This is a genomic window from Pelagibacterium mangrovi, assembly GCF_036662815.1.
Classification (GTDB): Bacteria; Pseudomonadota; Alphaproteobacteria; order Rhizobiales; family Devosiaceae; genus Pelagibacterium; species Pelagibacterium mangrovi.
On record NZ_JBAFXA010000005.1, the window covers coordinates 91700 to 111933 of the forward strand.

At 60.7% G+C, this 20234-nt stretch carries 22 protein-coding genes; 14 read left to right on the forward strand and 8 right to left on the reverse strand.

Features of this window, described 5'->3' with window-relative positions; all coding sequences use genetic code 11:
- The first annotated feature begins 15 nt into the window (after nucleotides 1–15).
- Nucleotides 16–1263: an MFS transporter gene (locus V4T21_RS09995; protein ID WP_332716057.1), complete on the forward strand. Its 1248-nt coding sequence runs from the start codon at nucleotides 16–18 to the stop codon at nucleotides 1261–1263.
- Nucleotides 1264–1358: 95 nt separating this feature from the next.
- The gene (locus tag V4T21_RS10000; protein ID WP_332716059.1) at nucleotides 1359–2615 is read left to right on the forward strand and encodes a multidrug effflux MFS transporter; all 1257 of its coding nucleotides are present in this window, start codon (nucleotides 1359–1361) and stop codon (nucleotides 2613–2615) included.
- A 65-nt stretch (nucleotides 2616–2680) separates the two neighbouring features.
- Here V4T21_RS10000 and V4T21_RS10005 read toward each other — a convergent pair whose 3' ends face one another.
- Both V4T21_RS10005 and ttcA read right to left on the reverse strand, forming a co-directional pair.
- Complete coding sequence (locus V4T21_RS10005) at nucleotides 2681–3493, reverse strand: inositol monophosphatase family protein (RefSeq protein ID WP_332716062.1); 813 nt, start codon at nucleotides 3491–3493, stop codon at nucleotides 2681–2683.
- Complete coding sequence (gene ttcA / locus V4T21_RS10010; protein WP_332716064.1) at nucleotides 3490–4344, reverse strand: tRNA 2-thiocytidine(32) synthetase TtcA; 855 nt, start codon at nucleotides 4342–4344, stop codon at nucleotides 3490–3492. Before ttcA ends, V4T21_RS10005 begins: the two co-directional genes overlap by 4 nt.
- A 397-nt stretch (nucleotides 4345–4741) precedes the next feature.
- Here ttcA and sbmA point away from each other — a divergent pair, with 397 nt between their 5' ends.
- Nucleotides 4742–6007: a peptide antibiotic transporter SbmA gene (gene sbmA, locus V4T21_RS10015; RefSeq protein ID WP_332716067.1), complete on the forward strand. Its 1266-nt coding sequence runs from the start codon at nucleotides 4742–4744 to the stop codon at nucleotides 6005–6007.
- Nucleotides 6008–6063: 56 nt separating this feature from the next.
- Here sbmA and rpsD read toward each other — a convergent pair whose 3' ends face one another.
- The 3 genes from rpsD to V4T21_RS10030 form a co-directional block, all read right to left on the reverse strand.
- Complete coding sequence (gene rpsD, locus V4T21_RS10020; protein WP_332716070.1) at nucleotides 6064–6681, reverse strand: 30S ribosomal protein S4; 618 nt, start codon at nucleotides 6679–6681, stop codon at nucleotides 6064–6066.
- A gap of 220 nt (nucleotides 6682–6901) precedes the next feature.
- Nucleotides 6902–7846, reverse strand: coding sequence for a DMT family transporter (locus V4T21_RS10025; protein ID WP_332716072.1), 945 nt, complete (start codon nucleotides 7844–7846; stop codon nucleotides 6902–6904).
- 125 nt (nucleotides 7847–7971) lie between these two features.
- A complete protein-coding gene (locus tag V4T21_RS10030; RefSeq protein ID WP_332716074.1) occupies nucleotides 7972–8769 on the reverse strand; it encodes an RNA methyltransferase in 798 nt (265 codons plus the stop codon).
- 96 nt (nucleotides 8770–8865) lie between these two features.
- On the opposite strand from V4T21_RS10030, the gene V4T21_RS10035 reads away from it, so the two are divergent.
- The 8 genes from V4T21_RS10035 (at nucleotide 8866) to V4T21_RS10070 (ending at nucleotide 16714) form a co-directional block, all read left to right on the forward strand.
- Nucleotides 8866–9297 carry a GFA family protein gene (locus V4T21_RS10035; RefSeq protein ID WP_332716077.1) on the forward strand — a complete coding sequence of 144 codons (432 nt, stop codon included), beginning with the start codon at nucleotides 8866–8868 and terminating at the stop codon, nucleotides 9295–9297.
- A 237-nt stretch (nucleotides 9298–9534) separates the two neighbouring features.
- A complete protein-coding gene (locus V4T21_RS10040) occupies nucleotides 9535–10908 on the forward strand; it encodes a tyrosine-type recombinase/integrase (protein ID WP_332716079.1) in 1374 nt (457 codons plus the stop codon).
- Complete coding sequence (locus V4T21_RS10045; RefSeq protein WP_332716082.1) at nucleotides 10905–11414, forward strand: hypothetical protein; 510 nt, start codon at nucleotides 10905–10907, stop codon at nucleotides 11412–11414. The genes V4T21_RS10040 and V4T21_RS10045 overlap by 4 nt, the downstream gene beginning before the upstream one ends.
- 298 nt (nucleotides 11415–11712) lie before the next feature.
- Complete coding sequence (locus tag V4T21_RS10050; RefSeq protein WP_332716084.1) at nucleotides 11713–12627, forward strand: hypothetical protein; 915 nt, start codon at nucleotides 11713–11715, stop codon at nucleotides 12625–12627.
- A 21-nt stretch (nucleotides 12628–12648) separates the two neighbouring features.
- A complete protein-coding gene (locus V4T21_RS10055; protein WP_332716087.1) occupies nucleotides 12649–12903 on the forward strand; it encodes a hypothetical protein in 255 nt (84 codons plus the stop codon).
- A gap of 68 nt (nucleotides 12904–12971) precedes the next feature.
- Nucleotides 12972–15623, forward strand: a complete 2652-nt coding sequence (locus V4T21_RS10060; RefSeq protein ID WP_332716089.1) for a DUF3987 domain-containing protein — start codon at nucleotides 12972–12974, stop codon at nucleotides 15621–15623.
- A 235-nt stretch (nucleotides 15624–15858) separates the two neighbouring features.
- Nucleotides 15859–16413, forward strand: coding sequence for a hypothetical protein (locus V4T21_RS10065; protein WP_332716091.1), 555 nt, complete (start codon nucleotides 15859–15861; stop codon nucleotides 16411–16413).
- Nucleotides 16414–16426: 13 nt separating this feature from the next.
- Complete coding sequence (locus V4T21_RS10070; RefSeq protein WP_332716093.1) at nucleotides 16427–16714, forward strand: hypothetical protein; 288 nt, start codon at nucleotides 16427–16429, stop codon at nucleotides 16712–16714.
- Here V4T21_RS10070 and V4T21_RS10075 read toward each other — a convergent pair.
- Nucleotides 16711–17286, reverse strand: coding sequence for a hypothetical protein (locus V4T21_RS10075; RefSeq protein ID WP_332716095.1), 576 nt, complete (start codon nucleotides 17284–17286; stop codon nucleotides 16711–16713). The two genes, V4T21_RS10070 and V4T21_RS10075, sit on opposite strands and share 4 nt — an antisense overlap.
- A gap of 74 nt (nucleotides 17287–17360) precedes the next feature.
- A complete protein-coding gene (locus V4T21_RS10080) occupies nucleotides 17361–17969 on the reverse strand; it encodes a recombinase family protein (protein WP_332716097.1) in 609 nt (202 codons plus the stop codon).
- A gap of 170 nt (nucleotides 17970–18139) precedes the next feature.
- Between V4T21_RS10080 and V4T21_RS10085 the strand changes: the two genes are divergently transcribed.
- The gene (locus V4T21_RS10085) at nucleotides 18140–18328 is read left to right on the forward strand and encodes a hypothetical protein (protein ID WP_332716099.1); all 189 of its coding nucleotides are present in this window, start codon (nucleotides 18140–18142) and stop codon (nucleotides 18326–18328) included.
- A gap of 57 nt (nucleotides 18329–18385) precedes the next feature.
- Here V4T21_RS10085 and V4T21_RS10090 read toward each other — a convergent pair whose 3' ends face one another.
- Nucleotides 18386–18658, reverse strand: coding sequence for a hypothetical protein (locus V4T21_RS10090; protein ID WP_332716101.1), 273 nt, complete (start codon nucleotides 18656–18658; stop codon nucleotides 18386–18388).
- A gap of 515 nt (nucleotides 18659–19173) precedes the next feature.
- Here V4T21_RS10090 and V4T21_RS10095 point away from each other — a divergent pair.
- Together V4T21_RS10095 and V4T21_RS10100 are read left to right on the forward strand one after the other, a co-directional pair.
- Nucleotides 19174–19746 carry a hypothetical protein gene (locus V4T21_RS10095; protein WP_332716103.1) on the forward strand — a complete coding sequence of 191 codons (573 nt, stop codon included), beginning with the start codon at nucleotides 19174–19176 and terminating at the stop codon, nucleotides 19744–19746.
- Nucleotides 19743–20228 (forward strand): hypothetical protein, encoded by a 486-nt coding sequence (locus V4T21_RS10100; protein ID WP_332716105.1) that lies wholly within the window; start codon nucleotides 19743–19745, stop codon nucleotides 20226–20228. Before V4T21_RS10095 ends, V4T21_RS10100 begins: the two co-directional genes overlap by 4 nt.
- Nucleotides 20229–20234: the final 6 nt, after the last annotated feature.

The following is a 20234-nucleotide window of genomic DNA, read 5'->3' on the forward strand; positions in this document are numbered from 1 at the left end:
GGGAATGCCTCGAGCATGTCTGCCACCACCACATCCACCCGTCCCCTTGCGCTGCCCGTGCCGCTGCCGGTCATCATTGTCGCCGGGTGCTTCATTGCCATGGTCACCTTTGGTGCGCGCTCGTCAGCGGGCCTGTTCCTCATTCCCATGACCGACGATCTGGGCTGGTCGCGCGAAGGCTTCGCCATGGCGCTGGCCATACAGAACCTCGTCTGGGGCATCACACAGCCCTTTGCGGGCGGCTTTGCCGACAAGTTCGGCACGGGCCGCACCCTCGCCATCGGCGCCCTGGTTTACGCGACCGGCCTGTTCCTATGGTCGGTCACGCCCACCGAAGGCCTCTTCATGCTGACTGGAGGCGTCCTGATGGGCGTGGGCATCGGCACCGCATCTTTCGGCATCGTCATGGCCGCCTTCGGTCGCGTCGTCCCGCCCGAAAAGCGCTCCTTCGTTTTCGGCATCGCGACCGCTGCCTCCTCGGGCGGCCAGTTCGTTTTCGCCCCACTCGGCCAGGCGTTCATCTCCAATTTCGGCTGGCAGATGGCGCTCGTCTATCTGGGCCTCATCATTCTCATGGTCGTGCCACTCTCGACCATGCTGCGCGGCAGCACCAACAGCGCACCGGGCGAGGCCGACATGCCCTTCATGCAGGCGCTGTCCAAGGCGCTGGGCCACGGATCGTACCGCCTGCTGGTCATCGGCTTTTTCGTCTGCGGCTTCCACCTCGCCTTCATCACGGTTCACTTCCCCGCGTTCCTCATCCAATGCGGGCTGACGCCGGAGGCAAGCTCCTGGGCTCTCGGGCTGATCGGCCTGTTCAACGTCGCCGGCTCGTTGTTGGCCGGCTGGCTGGGCGATCGCCTGCCCAAGCAAATATTGCTGTCGGTCATCTATTTCCTGCGCGCCATCGGCACGGCAGCCTTCCTGCTGCTGCCCATCACCGAGGTCAGCGCCTATATCTACGCCGCCACGCTCGGCATGCTCTGGCTGGCCACCGTTCCGCTGACGGCCGGCCTCGTCAGCTTGTTCTTCGGCCCGCGCTATATGGGCATGCTCTATGGCGTTGCGTTCCTTTCCCATCAGATCGGCTCGTTCTTCGGCGTCTGGCTGGGCGGCGTTTCCTTCGACATGACCGGTTCGTACGATCTTGTCTGGTATCTGGGCATTCTGATCGGCCTGTTTTCGGCGGCGGTGCACATCCCCATCAAAGAGGCCAGGGTGCCGGCGTTCTTCACCCCGGCCGCGCCATCCATCGCTGTGTGACGATTTAGGGGTTGCCAAACCCGCCAACCACGTTCAAGCTTTAGCAACCAAGGCCGGACGACGAGTTCCGGCCTTGGCATTTTCAAGGTATTCCCATGACGACTACGGCTTCAGCGACCCGGGATGTTTCCCGGCCAGAATTCATTGCCCTGATTGCAGGCCTGATGGCCCTCAACGCATTGGCGATCGACGTCATGCTCCCCGCATTGCCCTATATGGGCGAAGCGCTGGGTGTGATGAACGAAAACGACCGCCATTTCGTGTTGACGGCCTATATGCTCGGCTTCGGTCTGGCCCAGCTTGCCTTCGGCCCGCTTTCGGACCGTTTTGGGCGCAGGGCACCCCTGCTGGTCGGCATGGTTGTCTATATCCTCGCGGCCTTTGCAGCAGTGTTTTCACCCAATTTCGCAACGCTGCTCGTGCTACGTTTCGTCCAGGGCCTGGGCGCGGCGGGAACGCGCGTCATCGCGACCTCGGTCGTGCGCGATCGCTTCGGCGGCCGGGCCATGGCCGAGGTGATGTCGCTGGTCTTCATGGTGTTCATGGTCATCCCCGTGATCGCCCCCGCTATCGGACAGGTGATCCTCTTTACCGGGCCGTGGGAATATATCTTCGTCTTCATGGCCGTGCTCGGGGCTGTCATCGCCATCTGGGCCTATGTCCGCCTGCCCGAAACGCTGGCGCCCGAGAACCGGCGCACCCTGCGCCCGGCGGTCGTCATCGACGGATTCCGCACGGTGCTCTCGAACCGCATGGCCATCATGTACGGGCTGGCAGGCACCTTCATCTTCGGCGCGCTGTTCGGGTTCATCAACACGTCCCAACAGATCTACGTGGACGTTTATGGCCTGGGCGCCCTCTTCCCGCTGGCCTTCGCCTTTCAAGCATCGTTGATGTCGGTTTCGTCCTACACCAACTCGCGCATGGTGCGCCGGGTCGGCATGCGCCGGCTCAGCCACGGCGCGCTGCTGGTCTTCACCGCCATGAGCGGCGTCTGGCTCATCCTGGCGATGACCGTACCGATGCCCCTGTGGCTGTTCATGACGCTGCTGTGCATCATCATGTTCATGTTTGGCTGGACGACGTCCAATATGAACTCGCTCTCGATGGAACCCCTCGGAGCCGTTGCCGGCACGGCATCCTCGGTTTTCGGGTTCATCCAGACCGTGGGCGGCGCCATCCTGGGCACCGTCACCGGCAGCTTCTTCGATGGCTCGATCACCCCGATCGCTGCGGGCTATTTCATCATGGGCCTGCTCGCCATCGGTTGCGTGCTGATCGCGGAAAACGGCAAGCTGTTCGGCGTTGGCGAGGAGTACAAGGACGCCCCGCCCACTGCCGACGTTCATTAGAGCGTTTCCAGCAAAAGTGGATACCACTTTTGCGGTTCGGAAGGGCGACAAAGCAAAGAAATACTCTAGAGCGTAAAGATCTCGCGCCGCAGGTCATCCCAGCTCGACTTGTCCGAAGCGATCAACAGCCCGCCCTCCAGATGGGCGGGCTTATAGGCCGAGCCGTCGAAATGGGCTACGTGCGCCCCCGCCTCGGCCATCATCAGCGATCCCGCCGCGTGGTCCCACGGCGTGAGCCTGTTATACATCATGAAATTGAGGTTGCCGCCCGCGCCCAGGCGATACTCATGCCCGGCGCAGCGATAGGCAGCGAGCGTGTGGATCTTGGCCAGATTCGCGAGAATCGTCGGGCGCTTGTCGCGGTCCACATAGGAAACTGATGCCGTTCCCGCCATTTCTCCCAGTGGCACGGGAGCGGCGAATGTCTGGCGCACCATCCTTCCGTCGGGAAACACCTGGAAGCATCCGCAGCCGCGCTCGGTCATGATCCAGTCGTCGCCGACCGGATCGTAGATGACACCCGAAACCACCTCGCCTTTCTGCACCACCGCCGCCATCACGGCAAAAAGCGGCAGCCCGGCTGCGAAATTCCAGGTCCCGTCGACGGGATCGACATAGATCACCGTTTCGTTCTCGCAATGGGTTTCGAGCAATTTGGGGTTGGCGGCCACCGCCTCCTCGCCGATCACCACCATATGCGGCGCGGCGTCCTTGATCGCTGCCGTAATCGCCCGCTCCGCCTGCTCGTCGGCTTCGGTCACCAGATCATGAACGTGCGACTTGGTCCGGATCGAGCCTTCATCGAGTTTGCGGAAACGCGGCATGATCTCGGTCTTGGCCGCGTCGCGCAGAATGGCCGTCAGGCGCTCGATGTTCATTTGGATACCTCCGTGGCGCCGAGCGCCGCGAAATCGAACAATCGCGGATCGAGCATATGACTGGGATTGATATTGCCCAGCGCGCGGATCATCACGTCCTTGCGGCCGGGCATTTTCCGCTCGAAATCATCGAGCATCGCCTTCATGACATTGCGCTGCAGGCCGTCCTGGCTACCGCAGAGATCGCAGGGGATAATCGGGAACTCCAGCGCCTCGGCGAATTTGGCAAGGTCCGGCTCAGCGCAGAACGCCAGCGGCCGTAACACCTCGACGTCCCCCTCGTCGTTGAGGAGCTTGGGCGGCATCGCCGCCAGCTTGCCGCCGTGAAAAAAATTCATGAAGAAGGTTTCGAGAATGTCCTCGCGATGATGCCCCAGCACCAGCGCCGAACACCCCTCCTCGCGGGCGATGCGATAGAGATGCCCGCGCCGCAGCCGCGAACATAGGGAACAATAAGTGCTCCCCTCGGGCAGCTTGTCGGTGACGATCGAATAAGTGTCCTGATATTCGATCCGGTGCGCCACCCCATTGCGGGTCAGAAATTCGGGCAGGATATGCTTGGGGAACCCCGGCTGCCCCTGATCGAGATTGCACGCCAGCAACGCCACCGGCAGCAATCCGCGCCATTGAAGGTCGAGCAGCACGGCGAGCAGGCCATAGCTGTCCTTGCCGCCGGACAGCGCCACCAGCCATTTGGCTCCGGGCTTGACCATGCCATAGGTATCGAGCGTCTCGCGCACCTGCCGGATCAGGCGCTTGCGCAGCTTGTTGAACTCGACGCTTCCCGGCGCATTCCTGAGCAGCGCGGGATAGGATTCGTCGGCTTCTGCGATCGGTTCGGCAACACTCATCTCAATACCCTTCATGCCCCGGAGAAATGGCGGCCCGGCGCATGGGTTTGATACATGCAGCCATCGAGAGGGGAAAGGGGCGGGATAAAAATATGGAGTCGTTCGACGTTTCGGGAAAGGCCGAACGACTCCTCAGTGACGCAGAACAAGGTTCAAATGAACCCGTCGGACCGGACGCCGGAACCAGCGGACTGTTCGGTCCGCTGCACCCTGACACCATAACCCTTGCCTCCCGTTGAAGCGGTCGAAGGGGATTCTCGTCAAAATCTGATCAATTGCCCGGTATTGGCCCAATTCGAGGCGCTAGTTGCTCTTGTCAGCGCCAAAAGCGAGGCCTTAGATCAACTCTGGGAGGCAAACCGGATCGCGAGTCGCCTCTTTGTAACTAGAGGACGCCATGTTTCGATCGTTCTTCCCCGAACCCAAAATCTTCTTTCCCTCCGCCATCCTTTGGGTGGCTGCGTCCATGGCCATCTGGTTCCTGTTCGGCAGCGCCCTGGAATCGGTCATCAGCCTAGGCCCCTGGCTCGGCGTCCCACCAGTCGAAGGCGAGCCTACGCCCTTCTTCTCGCCAGGCAAGGTCTGGCTTTACGAATACGTGCTGATCACAGGCTACTCGTTCTGCGCCTTCTGGTATTTCTACAAGCGCCATTATTGGTATTGGTGGTCGGTGGTCGGCTCGGTGACGATCCTACTGGCGACCTTCTTTTCGGTGCAGATCGACGCATGGGTCAATGACTGGAACGGGGTGTTCTTCAACCTCATCCAGACCGCCCTGACCCAGCCTGGCGTAGTAACCGTCGATCAGATCATGGAACAGGCGCTGATCTACGCCTTCGTCATGGCTCCCTCCATCGTGCTGCTCGTCCTGCTTGCCTTCGGCACGTCGCACTACGTGTTCCGTTGGCGCCGCGCCATGACCTTTTATTATACCAGCCAATGGGAGCGCTTGCGCCACATCGAAGGCGCCTCCCAGCGTATCCAGGAAGACACCATGCGTCTGGCGTCGATCCTCGAGCGCCTGCTGGTCGCGTTCTTCGATGCCATGCTCACGCTCGTGGTCTTCCTGCCCCTGCTCTACAACCTCTCGGCCAACATCAACGAGGTCCCGATCTTCGGTGCCGTGGATGGCGCGCTGGTGTGGGTTGCGCTGGTTTCCGCTGCTTTCGGCACAGCCCTGCTCGCGCTTGTCGGTTGGCGCCTGCCCGGTCTCGAATTCCACAACCAGCGCACCGAAGCCGCGCTGCGCAAGGAACTCGTCTATGGCGAAGACCATCCGGACCGCGCCCAACCGCCCACCGTCCGGGAACTGTTCGCCGGGGTGCAGCAGAACTATTTCCGGCTCTACTGGCACTACACCTACTTCAACCTTGCCCGCTATTCATACGGCAACGCGGCCAGCCTCATCCCCATGCTGGTGATGGCCCCCTCCATAGTCGGCGGTGCGCTGACCCTTGGCGTCTATCAGCAGGTCGTTCTGGCCTTCAACCGCGTCTCGGCCTCGTTCCAGTTCTTCGCATCGTCCTGGCCGACCGTCGTGGAGCTGCTTTCCGTGCACAAGCGCCTCAGGGCTTTCGAAAGCAATCTGCCGCCCGATACGCCGCTGGTGGTGGACGCGGAGATTCCCGACAATCCCAGGCCGCACAACGAAATCGTCGCCTGATACGAAAAAGGGCCGCTCCGAGGAGCGGCCCTTTTGTTTGGGAAACTGGTTTTCGCTTAACGCGAATAGAATTCCACGACCAGGTTCGGTTCCATCTGAACCGGATAGGGCACGTCGCCCAGGTTCGGAACGCGCACGAAGGTGGCGGTCATCTTGGAGTGGTCGGCGTCCACATAGTCCGGAACATCACGCTCGGCGAGCTGGGTGGCTTCGAGAACGATGGTGAGCTGCTTGGAGCGCTCGCGGATCGCGATCACATCGCCCGGCTGAACGTTGTAGGACGGAATGTTGACGCGCTTGCCGTTCACCGTCACGTGGCCGTGGTTGACGAACTGGCGCGCCGCGAACACGGTCGGCACGAACTTGGCGCGATAGACGATGGCGTCCAGGCGGCTTTCGAGAATGCCGATCAGGTTTTCACCGGTGTCGCCACGGCGACGGGCCGCTTCGGCGTAAACGCGCTTGAAGGCCTTTTCGGTGATCGAGCCGTAATAGCCCTTCAGCTTCTGCTTGGCGCGGAGCTGGATACCATAGTCGGAGAGCTTGCTCTTGCGGCGCTGGCCGTGCTGGCCGGGGCCATAGGCGCGGGCGTTGAGCGGGCTCTTGGGGCGGCCCCAGATATTTTCGCCAAGGCGGCGGTCGATCTTGTGCTTCTGCGTATGACGTTTCGACATCGCATGTCCTTTCTAAATAACGATCAAAAGACAGCGCCCTCCTCTGCTCCGCCCATGAGCGGAACCGACAGACCATGCGAAAAACGTGAGAACGGGGCTCGACCTTCAAGGCTGAACCCCGACGCGCAAACCGATGGTCTCGGGTGCTTCCAGACGGCGTAAGCCGATCAGGATGGGCGGTTTCTATGGGCCAAACGCCGCAAAGTCAAGCACAACCGGGCTATTTGGCCCGTGCGCGAGCCGCGATAGCCTCGAACTGGCTCTGTTTGCGTTCGCGCTGGAACACATAAAGCCCCGACGCGAGGATCACCGCCGTCCCCACCCAGGTCCACAGATCGGGAAAATCGCCGAAAAAGACATATCCCACGATCGTTGCCCCGATGATCTCGATATATTGGAACGGCGCCAGCGTACTGGCCGGCGTACGGCGAAACGCTTCGGAAAAAAGGAAAAAGGTCAGCGCCGAGAGCATTCCCATGAAGACGAGTTGCCCCCATGGCCCGGTCGGATCGATACCCGCCAAGCCGATAAGGTCGAACCGTCCAAGCACCAGCAGTCCGCCGCCGATAGCCACCACCGCGACGAGCGCGAACCAGAACTGGATCGAAACCGCATCCATCACCGGCGAGAGCTTGCGAATGACGATGGCATTGCCCGCGAACGCCGCCGCCGCGATCAGCGGTAGCATCGAACTCCACCCGAACACATCCCAACTCGGCCGGATGACGATAACGGCCCCAACAAGCCCCACCGCAACCGCCACATAGCGCCGCCACCCGGCTTTTTCGCCCAGGAACCAACCCGAAAGAACGGTGAGAATCAGCGGCTCGACAAAAAAGATCGCAATCGCCGTCGCGATCGGCATGGTGACGAACGCCCCGATCAGCGCTGCAAGCGTTGCCGCAGATGTCAGCCCGCCCAGGATCAGCAGGGGCCACGGCCCCCGCATCAGCCGCCGGCGCGTCGCGACCACGATTAATGCCAGCACGACCAACTGGAACAGGAAGCGCCAAAAGGCGATCTCGAAGGGATTGAGCAGCCCCGTCAGGCTCTTGGACAACGCATCGCTCAACGGCACCAGCAGCACCGCGACGATCATGAACACCATCCCGCTTTCGGGCGTACCGACACTGGGGCGTGGTGTTGACGAACTGCCGGCTGTCATGGGGATAAAGGACCAAGGGAAGAGACAACCACCCTAGCCACCTGGACCCAACGCCGCAACCGTTCCGGAGGTACGCTCCACACCCCGCGCGCCTGGCTGGGCTGCAATCGATCAGCGCGCCGCCCCTACTCCTCCTCGCCCTTCTGCCGGCTCGGATTGACCCGCTCATGCCGCCGGTCGAGCGCCGCAACGATCCCCCGCAGCGTCCGCACCTCCTGCGCGTTGAATCCGGCCCGCGAAAACATCGACCGGATATTGTTCATCACCGTCGGCCGCTTGTCGGCGGTTTTGAAAAACCCGGCCCGATCCAACGCTTCCCCAAGCTGCTCGGTCAGCCCCACCAATTGCTCGCGCGGCGCCGGCTCGCCCTCCTCGCCCGAAAACGGCAATGGTTGGTCCCTGAGCGCGGCGCGCCGCCATTCATAGGCCAGCACCAGCACCGCCTGGGCAATGTTGAGCGAAGCAAAGGCCGGCTCCACCGGCAGGGTGACGATGGCATCGGCCAGCGCCACCTCGTCATTGTTGAGCCCCCACCGTTCGCGTCCGAACAGAATTCCCGCCTTCCGCCCCGCCCCGATCTGCGCCGAAAGCCCGTCGGCCGCCTCGTCGGGCCCGATCACCGGCTTGAACATCTCCCGGTTCCGCGCCGTCGTCGCATAAACCAAATGCAGGTCGGCCATGGCCTCGGCCAGCGTATCGAAAACCTGCACTCGTTCGATCACATGATCGGCCTTGGCCGCCGCCGCGATGGCCTTTTCGTTTGGCCACCCATCGCGCGGGCTGACCAGCCGCAAATCCCACAACCCGAAATTGGCCATGGCCCGCGCCGCGGCGCCGATATTTTCACCCAATTGCGGTTCGACCAGAATGATCGCCGGAGTGGGGCGAAAAACGAAATCCTTGCTGGTATCGGTGCCGGCCACGAGCCTGTTCCAAAAAATGCGTAGGCGGCCCGCTTACGCTCCGCGCCCCGACAAATCAAGATTGCCTGCCGCCGCGCGCCGTGCCAGCCTCCCGCCATGACACGCCTCTCGCTCGATGAAACCGCGACCTGCGCCTGTGGCGCGGTGACCGTCACGGTCGCCGGCCTGGTGCTCTCCATGCTCGTCTGCTCGTGCCGCGATTGCCGCAAGGCCACCGGCACCGGCCATTCGGCGGCGGTCCTCATGCCCGCCCAAGCCGTCACCATCGCCGGCCCGGTAACAGGCCACACCCGCATCGCCGCCTCGGGCTCGGAGATCACCCGCCATTTCTGCCCCCGATGCGGCACGCCGGTTTTCACCCGCACCGCCCGCGCGCCCGAACTGACGCTGCTCCCCGCCGGCCTCTTTGATGATCCCGTCTGGTTCGCCCCCACCCAGGCGATCTTTTCGCGCAGCCATCTCGACTGGGATGTGCTGCCCGATGCACTCCCCAGGCACCAAACCTACCGAGACGAAAGCGGCTTTTGACCCATCAGCGTTGCCTCCGGCGCCCTCGCCGACCGCATCCGCGATCATCTCGCCCCCATTCCGGGGCTTTCCGAGCGCAGGGAGTGCTGTGGAGTGCGATAAGATGCGAACTGATGCAAGCGCGACCCGCAAATTATTGGTTTTGTTGGATTTTGCGATGTGATAAGGTGCAAAGGCGTTCCGATAAGTGTGAGGAACCGTGCTACCCAGGTGCTGCCCAGAATGAGGGGATGACCTTTGTCCAACAAGATCAAGCTGACCGACGCCGTCGCCAATCGATCTGAACTGCCCTCGGGCAAATCCGACGTGGTGTATTGGGACACCGAGCTCACCGGTTTCGGTCTGCGGGTCCGGGCAATCTCAAAGACGTGGTTCGTCAGCTATCGCCCGGTAGGGTACGGTCGCAGCTCGAATTCGAAAAGGTTCAAAATCGGATCAGCGCAGGTGCTCGGCGCTGCCGAGGCCCGGCGCATGGCGCGTGTGATACTCGGACAAGTTGCAGAAGGACGAGACCCGGCCGCGGAACGCGCAGAGCTCAAGCGCCAGGAACGATCCCGCCTGCGCGACGTACTCGATGATTACGAGAAGAGCTTGAAAGGTCGCGGCTACGTCAATGCCGACACGGTGATGAGCACACTGCGCCGAAACCTGCGACCACTTCTCGGAAAGGACGTGAAGCTGCTTTCGGCAGAAGAAATTCTCGCGATCCCGGCAAGTTACGAGCATGAGCGGCCTGGGGCCGCCGCCGACTTCATCAACCGGGCGAAAACCTTCTTCTCCTGGTGCAAGACGAAGCGCAGCCTCATTTCGCATAACCCTCTTAGCGACTACCGAAAGGATCGAAAAACCCGGCAGGAGAAGATCGAGCAGGAGGAATACGGTCGCAAACTATCCGACAAGGAAATTGTCGCGGTTTGGTTCGCAGCCTCCCGCGATCATTCGTTCGATCGGTTTATTCGGTTTGCAATCCTTACGGGGTGTCGTCGGAATGAAGGGGCGCTGTTCGATCGGGCTTGGCTCGATCGCAATGACGCGGGCGCAATTTACAGGATACCCAAGCGGGTCACGAAGTCCGGTCGCGACCACGATCTGCCGATTACCAAGGCCCTTTCAGCGTTTCTCGAAAAATGCCCCGTCACGCCTGACGTGGATTTGTTCTTCCCATCAGCGAAGACCGGCCGAAAAATGTCGGGCTGGTCGTCGCAGGTCGAGAGCATCAACAAGCGCTCGGGCGTCGAATTTAACCTTCACGATTTGCGCAGGACGTTCCGCAGCGGGCTCACCGAACTCGGGGTGGACAAAGACATCGCCGAAATCAGCATCAATCACGCGCGAAAGGGCCTCGAAGCCGTTTACGACCGCTACGATGCCGCCAGGGAAATGCGCGCGGCGTTCGATAAATGGGGCAACCATATCGATCGTTTGATTAAATCCGAAATGGAGTGCCGGCGGTTGCGCTATCGTCCGCAGAGGCGAACCGACGCGCCGATGCCGACGGCGGAGGAAATGGAAGCCGAAGAATTTGCCCGGCAGGAAGAGCGGCAGGCGTATTACGACTATCTGGAAGAAACTGGCGAACTCGACAAGATGATAGCGGAGGGTACGATATGACCGACGAAGGGGAGGGTCTCGGGGATATTCTCAAGCGACGCATGGGCGAACTCGGGGAAGAGGCGGCGCCCGAACCCATCCGTTTAACCAGTACGCGGCACGATCTTGACGACATGATTGTTGCTCTGGCCGCCCACTGGGGCAGCGACCCAGATGCGGTTCTCAACGATTTTCACAGCAACACGCCACTATCTAATCTGCTGCGGAAGATTTTGGGCGTTGATGAAAAAGCCGATGGACTGACTATCCACGACTACTACGCCATCGAGAGCCTTCGCGAACGTGGCCTTACTCTGGAGCGAGCTTTTGATCAAGCGGCAGACGAAGCGGGCAAAGCTGGCCGACGTAACGGAAAAGCCGTAACGAGCGAAGGTGTGAGTAAAAGCTATAAACGCGGTCAGCGAGAGATTCTAAAGCGGTATAAAGCGCGCATCAAAACCTTGACCGACCTGTTCACAACGCCGGTTCCTCATCTCGAAAAGCGCTATAAGAAGAGGGACAAATAATCTTGTCGGCTGTCCCTGCCGGACAGTGACCTGCAAAGCATACGGTGGCCCCAATTCGCAACGTTTTGCACTTGGAGAGCCACATGCAAGTTCCCCCCTCTCAACCTCTCGACGCGCCCGATATTGCGCGGCTACCAGATGACGCCCTGCTGAACAGTAGGCAGTTGTCGGCCCTTACCGGTTTCGCCATTCGCACGATCAAGGGCTGGGCCGCTTCTGGCAGAGGGCCACGGTTGACGCGCGTTGACGGGAAGCCCCGGTATCGTGTTGCCGATGTTCGCGATTGGATGGGCCTGCAATGACTGGCCGCGCCCCCAGCCAAACCATGCGCACCATCAGTGTGCCGACGTTCCTGCGCTTCTTCATGATCCTGTATGAGTATCGCGAACGGTTCGCCGCCGAATGGCCGGCTCATGCAGTGCTCGACGCCGATTTTCCGGAACGCGCTGACGCTGAATTGAACACCCTGGGGTTTGAGCAGGTTCTGCGAGAGTACGATGGAGCGATCGAGTATCACCGCTGTTTCGCCGCCAAATGGCTAGAAAGCGCTGGGGTGCCCGATCATGTGATGAAATCGCCGGCCATTGAAGAATTTCTACGGTATCAGTCGACCCAGGCGATCCGCGCTACGGCTCAAGCAAAACCGCCCCGAAAATTTCGCAGCCGGTTCGAACCAGAAAAACCCGATTTTATGTTTGATCTGCTGGTCGCGCAGCGCGGCGCTGTCGGTGTCTTCGTAGCGCCTGGAAACGGCGGACAAACAGCGACTGCCCTGTTTCTCAACCACGGCCTGCCCAACGGAAAACAAGGCATCAAACCTCACCATGTTCGCAACGCCCTCAACGGGTTCGTCCGTTTGCTACGTCGCAGTGTGGGCGACGATTTCGAGCAGTGGGGGGGCCTTGCGCGCTTGCCCGAATTTGAGGTTCGCGTCGCGTATGTCTTGTGGCGCCAGCTTGGCGGTGTTCCGGGTAAACCGGGCCATGCCGCAGAACGTGCGCTGTTGGATCTAATCGAAACCGGCGAGGTGCATCAGGCATATGTCGAAGCCGCCGATCGAGTCAGCTACCCCAAATTCGATCCTTCGCGCGTTCTCCCTTTGATCGAGCATTATCTCGGCCAACTGAAAAGCGTCCAGAAGAAAAGGGGGCGCGTTGCGAAATGCGCCCCGGTTCTCTCGGCTGGAAACGCAACTCCCTCCGCGTCAGGCTGATCCGCACCCGGAGGACAAGAAATGTTGAGAACCCAAGCAAATCCAGATCGCGCCATCACCATCGCCGAAGCAGCCGAAATCGCCGGGCGGTCGGTGTCGTGGGTGCGGTCGCACAGAACATTCGGGCCGTTGGCCCCGCGCGAGATCGACGGCAGGCAGGCCGTATCGCTCGAAAGCCTGTCGCGGTTCCTCCGCGAATTGGCGAGCGCAAACGCAACGCCGACCGCCGCAACGCATCTTCGCCTGGTGGTCGATAATACGAAACCCACCAACTAAAAGCCGGCGCCCACTGGCATGGGCAACCGGCCTGAAAGGTATTCTTGATGATGGCAGATCATAGCACGATGGCCGAAAATTCGCAACGCCGGCACGGTGGAACCGGTCAATGGAAGGCGCCCCAGCGCGAGGCCGACCGCAAGCAGATCGTCTCCTTTGCCAATGCCGTTTTCAAGCGGTGCGCTGGCATGGAAGGCTGGATCGCACTACGCGCATTCGAGCATGCGGCCGATAAGCCGGTTATGACCGATTGGGCGCGGTTCGATGGAGGATTGATCGATCGGGTCCACGCTGCGGCCACCCGTATCGGCAACCGAACAGGATCAGCCGCCGCCGTGTTCTCCCCTCCAGCTTGCTTGTTCAAGAGCAATGAGAACGCTAAAGCGATCAACGTCGCCGCCGGCCCTGTCATCTCCGTCGAACTCGACGAGCGTCCCACGCACAGCACGGCCAGCCTTGAGGCAATACTTGGCAAGCCCACATTGATCGTGGCGTCAGGTGGCGTCTGGACAGAGTTCGACGGCACCCTGCACGACAAGCTCCATCTCTACTGGCGTTTGAAAACCCCAGCCACGACGCCGGAAGACCTCGCCGACTTGAACCTGGCGCGAAAGCTGGCAACAGCAATTGTTGGCGCGGACGCGACGAACAACCCTGTTTCCCACCCAATCCGGTGGCCTGGGTCGTTCCACACCAAGACCGAGACGGCACGTTTGTGCCGGATCGTCGGTGGCGACCCTGATCGCGAAATCGACCTGCCCGATGCGTTGGCACTCCTTCGGGTCGCTGCGGGACCGCTCGCAGAGCTACGGGGAAAGAACGGAACCGAGGGACGGATCGGCTTCAAGACGCCGCGCGCGTGGTCAGAAGAAACCTTGCTGGAGGTGGGGCGAATGCTGCCCAATACCGACAAGGGCTGGCCGGAATGGTCGAGAACCGGGATGGCATTTTTTGACGCTTCACACGGGTTGCCGGAAGGGCTGGAAGCCTTTCACCTGTACAGCGAAAAGAGCGATAAATACGAACCATCGAAAACCGATGAGCGATGGGACCATTGGCATGATTATCCGCCGAGCGATCTATCAGGTGGGACGCTCAAGTATCGGATGCAGCAAGAAGTTGACCCCATGTGGCTTCCCGCGATGCCGCAGAGCGACACGCCTTCCGAACCGTTGATCGCGTTTGCCGAAGAGAAGGGGCCGCTCGACATTTTCAGGGACGCGGACCCGGCGCAGCTCGCCGACCTTCCCGCCAATGCCGTGCCGCCGAAGCTGGAACGCTGGATCAAATCGGAAGCCCGGCGCAAGGGCGCCCCGGAAGCCTTCGCCACCATTTCAGCCTTGACGGTCATCGGGTCGGCGATCGGCGCCGATATCCGCATCCAGGTCCGCCAACATGACGACACGTGGACCGAGGCGGCGAACCTGTGGTCGGTGATCGTGGCCGATCCTGGCAATGCCAAGTCTCCCGTAATCAGCGCGGCGGCGGGGCCGCTGCGCGCCGTCGATGCGGCCTGGGTGAAGACCGATCAAGCCCGGTTTGACCAATGGCAAGCCGATAAGGCGAAGGCAAAGCGCAGCAAAGAATTGCCCGACCCTGGCCCGGAGCCGCGTATACGTCGCGCGATGGTGGATGACGTCACCAGCGAAAAGCAGATCCGCATTTTTCGCGACAATCCGCGTGGCGTGTTGCAGACGCCCGACGAGCTCGCCGGGCTGCTCGGCGCGTTCGGCGCGTATAAGCAGGGCGGCGGTTCTGACCGGGCGCATTTCCTGCGTAGCTTCGACGGGGGCAACATTACGGCCGACCGCGTAGGCTCGGGCACGATCAGCGCGGAACGCGCAACGCTTTCGGTTCTCGCCGGCACCCAGCCCGATAAGCTGCGCGACGTGGTGAAGGGTCTGGGCTCGGACGGCCTGCTACAGCGCTTTGTCGTCGTGCTGCATGATGGACAGGAGCGCAGGGCACTGGACGAGGCCCCAGACCGCGAAGCGGCCGCCTGGTATTCGGACCTGATCAGCAAACTGACGTCAGCGGGATATGTATTTCCGGACCCGGTGCGTTTGTCGCCCGAGGCCGGCGCCGTGCTCGCCGCTGCCGACGAGCAGATCAAGACGCTCAAGCATTTCCCCGGCGCGCCGACCGAATTGAAGGGTCATCTCGAAAAATGGGGGCGCTTGTTGCCCCGGCTTATCCTGATCACGCATGTCGTGCGGCAGATGGACGAGGGCGAGGGTTTCGATCCGACCGAGTTGATCGAGCCGGTTACGGCGCAAATGGCGGTGCGCCTGGCCAGCTTTTTCCTCGATCACGCCATCGCGTTCTATCTCGACTATTTTGGGGCGGCGAAATCGGCGTCGGAAGCCCGATGGATTGCCGGCCATCTTCTCACCCGCTCGGACATGACCGTGGTGACGCGCCGCGACATTTACGACCATCGCAAGCCCCTTCGCGGGCAGGAAGGCAACCGGGTCCTAATGGCCGCCATGCGCGAACTGGAAGAATTTGAGTGGTGCTGGGTCAAGGATAGAGACGAAAGCGGCCCGACAAGTTGGTGCATCGACCAGCGAATTCACGAACGTTTCGCCGACAGGGCGGAGCGGGAGCGTCGGGAGCGGAGCGAAAAACACCAGAAAATTGTCGATGCAGGGAAAGCGCGTGCGCATCTGCGGGACGGACTTGCAGCCCCATTCTTGGCGTCGGAGGGCGTATTTGGATGATTTTGCGGACTTTGCGGTCGGAAACGACCGGAAAAATAAGAAAAACGGGAGGGCGCTGCGGACTTTGCGGCTTGCGTGCGCGCAAGGTAGATTGCCGTTCGACCTCTCTCTTTATTGCCCCCTGTCTATGTCGATGTATCTCATGCGCGCGCAAGCCGCAAAGTCCGCAGGGTCTTAGCGGGCGCTTAACGGGGAAATACCTCAGGGGCACCAATATAAAATTGGGGGCCCGGCCATGAAGAACATGGGAAAGGGCAAATCCGTTCGCCGTCAGGTAGCCGGCCGGCGCAATATCCAGAATTTCAATATCGTGATGCGCGACACCTATCCGCGATGCGGTGCGAAGGCCAAGAGCACCGGGCAACCGTGCCAGCGCTTCGCGATGGCGAACGGGCGTTGTGATGTTCATGGGGGGCGAACTCCGAAGGGCAAGGACTGGCATAAACCCCGTTGGCCGAACAAAAGCGCGCCCGACGCCAATGAAAAGCTGAACCGTAAGCTAAAGGATCTCGATCGCGCGTATCGCAAACGCGAGCGGCGCTTGGTGGCGATGACCGATGACGAACGCGCTCGCCACGAGGAATGGCAGCGGAGCCACAAACCGGGGTCCGCTGCCGCGCGGCAAGCGGCCAAGGCTCGCCGCCAGAAGAACGCCGACGCTCGCGCCCGTTACGAGCGCTCCAGAAACGAACCACAACCGTTGTCGCCAGAACTTGAACACCTCGAACAGCAGATCGCTCAGCTTGAGATGGAAAAGCTGATCCTGGAACGCGGCAGCGTATTTGATTGAAGGAAAGCACGATATGACCAGGAAAACGTCTACAAGCCAGGCCCAAGCCGATTTGCTGCATCTGGTGAAGACCGAGGGGGTTTTCGCTGCCTATGAGGCCTCGCTGGCCATTTGCCGCGATAAGCAAGCCCCTGCGCCCGCGAGGGCAACCGCGTCCGCAACCTTGTTTCGCGTAGCCGGTTACTTCAACCGCGAGAACAACGGCGCGCCCGATAAAGAACCGCACGAGATGACAGCCGACGAGCTTGCTCAGGCCATTGCGCGCCTGGAGAAGGAGGCGAGGGGCGGTGTGTTCGACTAGATTGCGAAAGGGTCCTTCGGTGCGCTGGCGGGTCTGGTCTCGAAGGGGTCCGTTGATGGCAGGCCAGTCCTATCCATGGCAATTTGACAGGTCGCCAGCTCCTGCGTCGCTCGCGCGCTACCCGACAGGCTCAAGCTGTCCACTCTTCGGCCCATGAAGGTAATCTGCAAAGTGTGTTTCCGGGCGAACTCATCGATAAAATCGAATTCCGCTGCTTGCAGCATTAGGCTCGGAAGGTCACCCATATATGTTCCGACAGCGGTGGCGGTCCAAGCCGGTGCATTGTCGAACTGTAGGGTGAGTTCGTAGTCTTTGCCCTCTTCTATCGAGCGCCAAGAAGGATTTCCAAGGATCATATAGTAGGGCAACATCGCTTCGGTGACGTTAAGCCCCAGCCGCAAATATGTATCGCCTTCAAAGACTGTTAGAGCGAAGCAAGAATTGTCGAGCGTCGTGTCGACGGCGATAGTCCAATTGCCGATCGTATCCCAAACCTGGGCGTCTTGTGCGGCGATCGGAGAGGCGACAACAGCCAAAATGCTCACCAGAGAGCCAATCACTCGTTTCTTCATTCTCTGCCCCAGACCGTTTTCATAAATCAATCATGCAGCAAACGCGCGCGCAACCTTCCTGGAGAGTCTGGACGTCACTGACGTCGAGATTTTAACCGGGAAATGGTTGATCGTGAGCACCCCGTCGCGGCGATGATCGAATTCCACGTGTCGCCCCGGTCGAGCATCCGAACGATTTCGGCGTTGCGCTTAGCGTTCTCGGGCCGCCCTTGATATCGGGCCGCGGCTTTCGCCTTGGCGATCCCCTGAGCTTGCCGCCGGCGCCGGTCGTCGTAATCCTTGCGGGCGATGGCGGCGAGCATGTCCAGCATCATTCCGTTGATGGCCTGGGCCATCCGCGATGAGAATTCGTCGTCGGAATTCAGCATGGCGTAGGAGGTCGGAAGATCCAGCGCGACGACCTTGACCTGCCGCCCTAGGATTTCGCGCTTGAGCGTCTCCCAATCCTCGCCGTTGAGGCGGCTTAGCCGATCGACCTGTTCGGCCAGGAGAGTGTCGCCGGGTTGGCAATCCGCCAGCAGCTTGAAAAGCTCGGGGCGCTTCAACGACGCGCCGCTTTCGTTCTCGATATAGGTGGCCGCGATTTTCAATCCGCGTTCCTGAGCGAACGCTTCCAATTGGCTCCTGGCGCGGCTGGCGTCCTGATCCTTCGTGGACGCGCGCAGATAGGCTCGAACAAACATGGTTGGTCTCAGTTCGGTTTAGATAGTTCGATATTGTTTGGTTCGCTTTGGGTTGTCAATGGGTATTTATCGAACCAAGTGCGAACCGGTTCGATTGAGGTACACCCAAAAGATCACGCTTTGATCGGCGAGCGCACTCGCCACATGTTTAATCAAAGGGGGCGCAACAAATGCCACTGGTCATCCTGATCGCCATTGGGGTTGGCGTGTTTTTCTTCTTCAACCAGGAAGAGAAAATCGATCCATCGAGCCGGAACTACGAGGCCGGCTATTACGATGGCAGCAATGAAACGTGCTATCAGGTCGAGCGTGCGGTGCCGTCTGTGAGGGATACCCTGCGGCAACGCGGCATTTGTTGATCGGGCAGGAAAAAGCCCGGCGCGGTGGCCGGGCTTTTCGATTGCGCTGTTGCGGCGTCAGCGCGGTGCGAACGGGACGACATTGACCCCGTATTGCACCGCCAGCTTGGCCGCGCCCAAAACATCTGGGTAGAGCGGGGCGGCGCAGCCGTGAGGATTGCAGGGGTCCAGGTCGTCACACAGGGTCTGAGCCTCTTCCTGGGCGTCCCTGGCCATCGTCAGCGCGGTATCGATGCGCCCGGCCTTAATCTCTTCGATCATCTCGGCAATCGTCTGGGCGATGTGATGCGCACGGTCATCGGCGGGAATGGTGAAGTCCTGGTTGATCATCTGTCTAAGTCCTTCTCTCTGGGTTGGTGAGGCCATTCTGGGCAGGCGAACGCGTGTCTTGCAAGCAGTAAAGCGGCCTACAAATTCACTTTCTTTCTTCTTTAAAAACATCATGTTACGGGAGTGTTGGGCGGTGGTGTCTGTCATTCGGTCACTGCCTATTTTTGTCGGTCGCTGCTCCCTACAAACTCGACATTTTCAGCGGGCGAAGCCGCTGCGACGACGTCGCACATTGTTGAACGCCAAGCCTTCGGCGCTCGACCCCGGACCTACCCCCCGGCACCGGTCCCCCTCGCCGCGTCGAAACGGCAGCGAGACCCCGAACAAAATTGCGCCGAGCTGGAACTTTTGACCCCGCGCACCGGCGAAACAACCGACCCGAATTCGCAATCGCGGCCGATACAGACGGATTAGCCCGCACCTTCCGCCGCCTCTGTTGCGTTTTGGAGGGCAAATCACCCCCGTTCTTTCGCAATTCACCAGCGAGTAAATTCCCATAACGATTGGAGTTTCGCATGGCCAATGACAGCGAAGACGTGAGTAAGCTCTTTGAGGGGCTCCCCGAGTTCGAGGGCGACCCGCCCTTGCCGCCCTACCAAGACCCCGACCACTACAACGCCGAAGTGATCATCGGCTGGCTCAACTCTGTCGCCAAGGGGCACGACCGCTATTATTGCCTGTCGCACGTTTTCAGCGGCGTAGCTGTCTACAGCCGCCGGGCCGGTCGAAAGGGCGATGATAGCGGTTATCTCACACCCTATCAGCGCGATCGCGTTCTGAACGCTGCCCGGTCTGCGCGGTATGCCAATCCCAGCATGTTCTGGGAAGACAACAACGTAACGCGCCAGATCACCCGCCACGGGTTCGATACGCTCGAAAAGCTCATTGAGCTTTGGAGCTTCAATCTTTTTTCTTCCGATCCCTACCCCAGCGACGACGAGCGGTCGGATATCTACGCCTATGCTCGGATCTTCCAGAACCTGATGCACAACATCTGCCTGGCCGAAGAGATCGAAGAGCGCATGAAGGAGCGCGCGGCGCAGGACATCGCCAAGATCCGCTCGATGGCGCTAGGGGTGACGGTATGACCGACCGGCCCGACATCGAACGCCGTCAGCAGATCGCGCGCGCTTTTCTCCATGAAGCGCTGGCCTCGCTTAAACGTCCCACCGACGCACCGGCTCTTGTCCTTTCGAACACCGCAAACGCCATCGATAAAGTTTGTAAGGCGGCGGTGATGTGGCCTGAACTCGCCACGATCGGAACGGACATCACCGGCGCGCTCCACAACGCCTTTCTGGACGTCGCTGCGGCGCTAAGCTCGGCAGCGGAGGACGATATTCTGCCCGACGACATCCATTCAGGGCTCGGGAGTACGTTGGCGCTGTTGGCAACTGGTCGGGACGAATTCCAGCGCGACCGGCTTGATTACGCCTGCATCCTATACGGCCAATTGCGTGTCGCATTCCACCGACGCGACCTGCGCGTGCGAGGCTTCCCGCTGGCCCAGGCGATCCAGATGAAGCGGCTGATGGAGATGCCGCGCCTTCCCACTGACCCGATCAACTGAGGGCTA

Coding starts and splice junctions, on each gene's coding strand:
- V4T21_RS10035 (WP_332716077.1), top strand. CDS start 8,866: ATGACACGCCTCTCGCTCGATGAAACCGCGACCTGCGCCTGTGGCGCG.
- V4T21_RS10025 (WP_332716072.1), bottom strand. CDS start 7,846: ATGACAGCCGGCAGTTCGTCAACACCACGCCCCAGTGTCGGTACGCCC.
- V4T21_RS10045 (WP_332716082.1), top strand. CDS start 10,905: ATGACCGACGAAGGGGAGGGTCTCGGGGATATTCTCAAGCGACGCATG.
- ttcA (WP_332716064.1), bottom strand. CDS start 4,344: ATGAGTGTTGCCGAACCGATCGCAGAAGCCGACGAATCCTATCCCGCG.
- V4T21_RS10055 (WP_332716087.1), top strand. CDS start 12,649: ATGTTGAGAACCCAAGCAAATCCAGATCGCGCCATCACCATCGCCGAA.
- V4T21_RS09995 (WP_332716057.1), top strand. CDS start 16: ATGTCTGCCACCACCACATCCACCCGTCCCCTTGCGCTGCCCGTGCCG.
- rpsD (WP_332716070.1), bottom strand. CDS start 6,681: ATGTCGAAACGTCATACGCAGAAGCACAAGATCGACCGCCGCCTTGGC.
- V4T21_RS10075 (WP_332716095.1), bottom strand. CDS start 17,286: ATGAAGAAACGAGTGATTGGCTCTCTGGTGAGCATTTTGGCTGTTGTC.
- V4T21_RS10000 (WP_332716059.1), top strand. CDS start 1,359: ATGACGACTACGGCTTCAGCGACCCGGGATGTTTCCCGGCCAGAATTC.
- V4T21_RS10090 (WP_332716101.1), bottom strand. CDS start 18,658: ATGATCAACCAGGACTTCACCATTCCCGCCGATGACCGTGCGCATCAC.
- V4T21_RS10050 (WP_332716084.1), top strand. CDS start 11,713: ATGACTGGCCGCGCCCCCAGCCAAACCATGCGCACCATCAGTGTGCCG.
- V4T21_RS10100 (WP_332716105.1), top strand. CDS start 19,743: ATGACCGACCGGCCCGACATCGAACGCCGTCAGCAGATCGCGCGCGCT.
- V4T21_RS10060 (WP_332716089.1), top strand. CDS start 12,972: ATGGCCGAAAATTCGCAACGCCGGCACGGTGGAACCGGTCAATGGAAG.
- V4T21_RS10085 (WP_332716099.1), top strand. CDS start 18,140: ATGCCACTGGTCATCCTGATCGCCATTGGGGTTGGCGTGTTTTTCTTC.
- V4T21_RS10065 (WP_332716091.1), top strand. CDS start 15,859: ATGAAGAACATGGGAAAGGGCAAATCCGTTCGCCGTCAGGTAGCCGGC.
- V4T21_RS10005 (WP_332716062.1), bottom strand. CDS start 3,493: ATGAACATCGAGCGCCTGACGGCCATTCTGCGCGACGCGGCCAAGACC.
- V4T21_RS10080 (WP_332716097.1), bottom strand. CDS start 17,969: ATGTTTGTTCGAGCCTATCTGCGCGCGTCCACGAAGGATCAGGACGCC.
- sbmA (WP_332716067.1), top strand. CDS start 4,742: ATGTTTCGATCGTTCTTCCCCGAACCCAAAATCTTCTTTCCCTCCGCC.
- V4T21_RS10095 (WP_332716103.1), top strand. CDS start 19,174: ATGGCCAATGACAGCGAAGACGTGAGTAAGCTCTTTGAGGGGCTCCCC.
- V4T21_RS10070 (WP_332716093.1), top strand. CDS start 16,427: ATGACCAGGAAAACGTCTACAAGCCAGGCCCAAGCCGATTTGCTGCAT.